Here is a 6,325-nt window from a genome sequence, read left to right as displayed (position 1 = left end):
CGCCCCGGCCCACCCGGTGCGTCCGGCGGGAGCGGCCCTCCCCGGCGGGCCGCCACGCTCCGCACCGCGCGCGTCCGGCGCGCCGGAATCCGGCGAGCAGGTCGTCCGCATCACCATCGACCGGCTCGAAGTCCGCGCCGCTCCCCAGCCGGCGGCCGTCACCCGCACCGCGCGCCGACGGCCGCAGCTCGGCCTCGACGAGTACCTGCGAGGGCGGACGTGAGCGACACCTTCGCCGTGGCCGCCGTGACGGACACACTGCGGTCGATCCTGCAGGGCGCCGTCGGCCGTCAGGTGCCCGGCACCGTGGTCACCGCACGCCCGCCGGACGAAGTCACCGCCGAGCGTCCCCCCAGCGCGCTGAACGTCTACCTCTACCGGACGGCCGTCGACGGCGGATGGCGCAACCTCGACCCGGCCGGCACGCGCCCCGGCGAGACCGGGCGCCCGGCGCTCCCGCTCGTCCTGCACTACCTCCTCACCCCGTACGCGAGCGGCGAAGCCGAGGAGTCCACGGCCCACCGGATCCTGGGTGCCGCCATGGCCGCCCTGCACGACCACGCGGAGCTGAGGCCGGCGGAGATCAAGCGGGCGGCTCCCTTCAGCGATCTCCATCAGCAGTCGGAGCGCGTGAGAATCACTCCCGTCCCCGTCTCCACCGACGACATCTCCAAACTGTGGACCGCCTTCCAGAGCCAGTACCGCGCCTCGGTGGCGTACGAGGCTCGTATCGTGCTCATCGACAGCGCGGTCCCCACGCGCGCGCCGCTCCCGGTGCTGCGGCGCGGCGATCACGACCGCGGGCCCGAGGCGGCCGCGAACACCACCGGCACTCATCCGACGCTGCGGGCCGTCGCCCCGTCAGTCGCACTGCCAACCGACGAGCTGGTCCTGACCGGAACCCGGTTCGACGCCGGGGTGCCGACCCTCCGCCTCACCCACCCTTTCCTGGACGGGCCCCCCGACCGCCCCGCCCGGCCGGTCAGTGCCACGGAGGTACGCGCCCAACTCCCCGACAAGCTGGCAGCGGGCACGTGGTCGGCGACGGTGGTCCTCACCACCGCCGACGGCACTCGGCGTGCCACCCGGCCGCTGCCGGTGGCGGTCGCCCCCCGCATCACCGGCCCGCTGCCCATGGAGGCGGAACGCGACCCCAAGGGGGTGCTCCTGCTCAAGGTGAAGTGCGCGCCGCCGGTACGCCCCGGGCAACACGTGCAACTCCTCGTCGGGGACAGGTCGGTGCAAGCCGAGGCGTTCCCGCGGGCGACCGACACGCTCCGTTTCCGGTTGTCGCAGGTGGTCCCCGGTCGGTACGCGCTGCGTCTGCGGGTCGACGGCGTCGACAGCCCGCTGGTCGAGAGCGCCGATGAGCGGCCGGAGTTCACGGCCGACGCGGCGGTGGTGGTGACATGACGGCCGCACCCGAGCCGGAGAACGCCGACGAGCCCCGGGACCCCGGCCCCGACGCCACCTCGGGGACCACCGACTGGGAGTCGTACAACAACGCATATCTGGCCGCCGCCCTCGCTTGGCTGCGGCTGCTGCTCCGCGAACACATCGCGGCGGCCGCCCCGGACCCCGCCCGGCCCACCGCGGCGGATGCCGACGGCGAAAGCCCGACCGTGGCGCGCCGGCAGATGGCCGAGCTGGCCGCCGATACTGCGGGCGCGACAGGCGCGCCGCCGGCCCTCATCGGCCTGGGCCGGGTGCTCGGGCTGTCCCTCTTCGAGCAGCACACCCTGTTGCTGTGCGCCGCTCCCGAGCTGGACCCCGGTATCGCGGATCTGTACGCCCGGGCACAGGGTGGCCCTCTCGCAGGTCATCCCACGTTCGCGCTGGCCCTGTCCGTCCTTCCCGACCCCGTCTGGGACGTCCTCTCCCCGTACCGGGGGTTGCGCTACTGGCGGCTCCTCGACATCGACCGGTCGACCGGCCGTTCCCTGGTGACCAGCCCGCTGCGGGCCGATGAACGGATCGTCAACCACCTCAAAGGTCTCGACCACCTCGACGAGCGTCTTCACGCCCTGCTGACGCCTCTTCAGCAGGATGCCCGACCCTTCGGTTCCTTCTTCTCCGTGCCGCACTCCGCCGTGGAGGAGATCCTGGGGCACTGGCCGGAACCGCAGCCCGCAGCCGACGGCCGCGCACCCGTGATCCAGCTTCTCGGAGCGGACCGGGAGAGCAAGCGGTCGGTGGCCGAGCAGGCCGCGTCCGCGTCCGGCCTGCTGCTGTACGGGATGACGGCCGGTGCGATTCCCGGGCCGGCGGAGGAGCTCGATGCCGTCGCCCGGCTGTGGCACCGCGAGGCCCGGCTGGCTCCGCTCGCCCTCTACCTCGACGCGGATGACGAGCGGGGCACGGGCGCCGACGTCATGGGCCGGACCGGAGAGGTCGGACGTTTCCTCGAGCGGAGCGGCGGGCCGTGTTTCGTCGCGACCCGCGAGACCCGTCCCGACGTGCCCGCGCCGACGGCGGCGGTGGAGGTGACGCCGCCACCGGCTGCCGAACGGGCCGCCGCCTGGGGCTCGGTGTTCCTCCCCGCGGACGCGGACCGGCTGGCCGGCCAGTTCACGCTGGACCTGTCCGTGATCCACGAGGTGGCGGCGGCCGGTGCAGGCCCGGAGCAGGCGTGGCATGACTGCCTGGTCCGCACCCGGCCACGGCTGGGATCCTTGGCACAGCGCCTGGAATCCCGCGTCGGGTGGGACGACATCGTGCTGCCCGAGAACGACCGGGCCCTCCTGAGGCAGATCGCCGACCAGGTGGCACAGCGGGCCACCGTGCACGACCGGTGGGGTTTCGCGGACCGGGTCAGCCGGGGACTGGGCATCACGGCCCTCTTCACCGGCCCCAGCGGCACGGGCAAGACCATGGCCGCCGAAGTGCTCGCCGGACACCTGGGACTCGACCTCTACCGCGTCGACCTGTCGGCGGCGGTCAGCAAGTACATCGGCGAGACGGAGAAGAATCTGCGGCGGCTCTTCGACGCCGCCGAGCCGGGCGGGGCGATCCTGTTCTTCGACGAGGCCGACGCGCTGTTCGGCAAGCGCAGCGAGGTGAAGGACTCCCACGACCGGTACGCCAACATCGAAGTGAGCTACCTGCTCCAGCAGATGGAGTCGTACCGGGGGCTGGCCATCCTCGCCACGAACCAGCGCAGGGCGCTGGACACGGCGTTCCTGCGACGGCTGCGCTTCATCGTCCCCTTCGGTTTCCCCGCCTCCACGGAACGCCACGCGATGTGGGCGCGCGCGTTCCCGGCGAGCGCTCCCGTCGACCCACTGGATCTGGAGCGGCTGGCCGCCCTGCCGCTGAGCGGCGGGATGATCCGCAACATCGCTCTCAACGCCGCGTTCGCGGCCGCCTCGGCCGGCACCGCCATCAGTATGCGGGCGGTCCTGGCAGCCGCCCGGGCGGAACTGCACAAGGTCGGGACGCCGGTACCCGAGCAGGACCTCTCCTGGCCACCGCCCACCGCGGCGCCGAGCGGGGTGGAGGTATGAGGATCGAGCTGCGCATCCGCCGGGTCGTGCTGGAGGCGATCGAGCCGCGCGACGCGGCGGCCGTCCGTGCGGCCCTGACGTCGGAACTCGCGGCCCTGCTCGTCCGTAGTGCGTTCACCCCGCCCACGTCCCGGCATATCCGCCGGGCCACCGCCCCTCCGGTCGCCGCCACCACCGACCCTTCCGCCTTCGGGCGCCATCTCGCGCACGCGGTGCATGGCAGCCTCGGCAGTTCCGCCGGAGGCGGCCGATGAGCGTGAATCCCTCCCGCTCCACCCCATCCGCGGCACCGCCCGCCGCGGCGCCGGCCCCCGCGCGCGCCGCCCGGGGCCGGCAGCCGCGGCGATCCGGTGAGCCGGACCAGCCACCCGCCTGGACCCGCGACTTCACCGGATTGCCCACGCGTACTCCGGGCCAGCCGGTGCCCGAACACGGACTGCCGCAACCGGCTCGGGACCTGGTCCGTCGTCCGGGGGCGCCGCTTCCCCCGGAGCTTCGCGCCGACGCCGAACAGCGCTTCCGGCACGACTTCGGCCATGTGCGTCTGCACACCGACCCTCACGCGGCCCGCGCCGCGTCGACACTGCGGGCGCGAGCCTTCACGGTCGGTCCCCACATCGCCTTCGCCGCGGGCCGCTTCGCGCCCGCCACTCCGGCCGGCGCCCGGCTCCTCACCCACGAACTGGCCCACGTCGTCCAACAGGACCTCGGCGTGGGCGCCCACACGCACGGGACGTCCGCGGAAGCCGAAGCGGCGTCCCTCGCCGGCGACCCCCATGCTCCACGTGCGGTACGCGTGGCCGCGCCGGTCGGTGTCCACCGCTCGGGGGAGTCCCGCCAATTCCTGGAGGGCGACACGCACGCCCACTACTACCCGGCCGCCTACCGTCCTCAGGTCCTGCAGCCGGGAGTCGACCTCGTGCTGGGCGGGAACCAGCCGGAGTACACCCAGAACACGGACCCGACGGGAAGGGTCCAGGTCCTGGAGAGAGTCACCGGCGGCACCTGGATCCAGATCAAGAGACTCGACCCCTCCACCGACATGAGCGCTCTCAAGAAGAACGTGGCAAACGGGGTGAACGTCGGGGTCGGTAAATTCCAGAACGCGCTGGCCCATCCGGAGAAGGCGGCCAATCAACCGATGGCCGGTGCGAAGTGGGAGAGCGGGAAACCGCAGGGCACGTGGAACAGGACGATTCTCCAGAACCCCAAACGGCTCTTCGTCCACATCGAGGTGCCCGGCTTCTCCGGGATGACGCCCTCGCAGCAAGCGGAACTGCAGCACACGGCCAGAACGGCTGCCTCGGGAAACAGGTTCGGCCGGATCTCGTTCGGGGTGCTGGTGGTCGACACCCCTCCGCCCGCGCGAGGCGCGGCACTCGGGCGGATGAGGTTCACGCAGACGATGGCCAGAGAGCTGGGCGGCAGCCTCAAGGTCCTCACCACCTTGACGATCCTCGCGAAGCTCTTCAAGGCGGTTCAATTCATCGAGGGCGCCTACAAGACCTATCAGGACACCGTCGAGAGGTTTCATCAGGCGGAGCGAGCGGCGAAGAACCAGCCGTTCATCCTCACGGAGGAGACCAACCACGCGATCTCCGTGCGCACGTACATGGCCGACGGCCGGGCCGAGCAGGAACGCTACAGCCAGGTGATCGAATCCCTGCCGCCACTGCTCTTCGGGGTCGGCGGATCGGGAGACCTGGGCGAGATCGCGAAGACGGCCTTCTCGCTGCTCTCGGCGTCGTCGTCCCTGGCCTCGCTGCAGACCAGCCTCGACAACGACATCACCGTCCTGGAGGGCACCTTGCGGCGCGCCGAACAGCGAAAGGACGCCGCCGCCATGATGCTGAGGATCTCACCGCTCGTCAAAGCCTTGAACCCGTCCACCCTGCTAGAGGTCGACGCATTTATGACCCATGTGGACCTCGAACACGTCATCAACAACACGTACCACGCCATCGAGGACGCGAAGGCGACGCGCGACCGGATCATCGATGACACGGCCTTCCTCGATGGGTGGATCGCCCTGCTGAGGGAGTGGCACACGCATCTCGAAGCGAAGGCCGCCCAGCCGGCGGGGTCGGCCGGCCCGCCTTCCACGACGCTGCCGCCGGCGCAGTGACGCCCCTTCGTCCACGAGTGGAGACCGCCCCATGCCCCCCGCACTCCCCGCCCTCCGCGGCGGCCTCGTCTTCCTCGACGCCGACCAGGGCCGCGTGCTGCGCGTCGTCCCGTTCCAGTACAACCCCGACACGCTCACCCGCACGCTCACGCCGCAGGGCGTCGGCGAGGAGCCGGGGGACCGGTTGGAGGCGATGCGGCTCAAGGGGCCGCCACGGGAGACGTTCAAGTTCGACGCCGAGTTCGATGCCGCCGATCAGCTCGATCCCCTGGGGCGCGGCTCCACCGAGCCGGGCCGGACCGGGCTCTTCGCGGCCCTGTCGGCGCTGGAGACCGCGGTCTACCCGGACAGCGCACAACTCCTCCACGAGGAGGCCCTGGCGTCGGCCGGAATGATCGAGATCGCGCCGGTGGAGGCGCCGCTGACCGTCCTGGTGCTGGGTGCCCGCCGCGTGGTGCCGGTGCGGATCCTCGAATTCACCGTCACGGAGGAGGCGTACGACGGTGAGCTCAACCCGGTTCGCGCCAAGGTGGGCCTGTCCGTGCGGACGCTCACCGTCGGCGACGTCGGATTCGCGCACAAGGCCGGGTCGCTGTACCTGCGCTACCACCAGAACAAGGAACGGTTCGCCGCCCTCGTCGGCGGCCAGAGCCCCGGTGCGGTCGGACTCGCCGCGATCTGAGTTCCGGAGAGAGGA

Annotated in this window: 5 protein-coding genes and 1 pseudogene; all 6 read left to right on the top strand. The window is 71.9% G+C overall.

Translation table 11 applies throughout. From position 1 onward, the window contains the following. A pseudogene (locus J7E86_RS01430) lies at positions 1 to 223 on the top strand (hypothetical protein); the annotation flags it as partial. Next, on the top strand, positions 220 to 1,413 hold the full coding sequence (locus J7E86_RS01425; RefSeq protein ID WP_215078882.1) for a DUF4255 domain-containing protein: 1,194 nt from the start codon (positions 220 to 222) through the stop codon (positions 1,411 to 1,413). The pseudogene J7E86_RS01430 and the gene J7E86_RS01425, both read left to right, overlap by 4 nt. Next, positions 1,410 to 3,503, top strand: coding sequence for an ATP-binding protein (locus tag J7E86_RS01420; RefSeq protein WP_251018504.1), 2,094 nt, complete (start codon positions 1,410 to 1,412; stop codon positions 3,501 to 3,503). The genes J7E86_RS01425 and J7E86_RS01420 overlap by 4 nt, the downstream gene beginning before the upstream one ends. Beyond that, positions 3,500 to 3,757 carry a hypothetical protein gene (locus tag J7E86_RS01415; RefSeq protein ID WP_215078880.1) on the top strand — a complete coding sequence of 86 codons (258 nt, stop codon included), beginning with the start codon at positions 3,500 to 3,502 and terminating at the stop codon, positions 3,755 to 3,757. The genes J7E86_RS01420 and J7E86_RS01415 overlap by 4 nt, the downstream gene beginning before the upstream one ends. A 167-nt stretch (positions 3,758 to 3,924) precedes the next feature. Next, entirely contained in the window at positions 3,925 to 5,628 is a 1,704-nt protein-coding gene (locus tag J7E86_RS01410; protein WP_215078878.1) for a DUF4157 domain-containing protein, read from the top strand. A gap of 31 nt (positions 5,629 to 5,659) precedes the next feature. Next, positions 5,660 to 6,310 carry a hypothetical protein gene (locus tag J7E86_RS01405; RefSeq protein ID WP_215078876.1) on the top strand — a complete coding sequence of 217 codons (651 nt, stop codon included), beginning with the start codon at positions 5,660 to 5,662 and terminating at the stop codon, positions 6,308 to 6,310. Positions 6,311 to 6,325: the final 15 nt, after the last annotated feature.

The organism is Streptomyces sp. ISL-11, assembly GCF_018614525.1.
Taxonomy (GTDB): Bacteria; Actinomycetota; Actinomycetes; order Streptomycetales; family Streptomycetaceae; genus Streptomyces.
Note: the sequence above shows the minus strand (reverse complement) of the source record. Positions and strands in the feature narration are given on the sequence as shown.

What these genes read in the sequence shown, in the direction of transcription:
- J7E86_RS01420 (WP_251018504.1), top strand. Translation starts at nt 1,410, where the DNA reads ATGACGGCCGCACCCGAGCCGGAGAACGCCGACGAGCCCCGGGACCCC.
- J7E86_RS01415 (WP_215078880.1), top strand. Translation starts at nt 3,500, where the DNA reads ATGAGGATCGAGCTGCGCATCCGCCGGGTCGTGCTGGAGGCGATCGAG.
- J7E86_RS01405 (WP_215078876.1), top strand. Translation starts at nt 5,660, where the DNA reads ATGCCCCCCGCACTCCCCGCCCTCCGCGGCGGCCTCGTCTTCCTCGAC.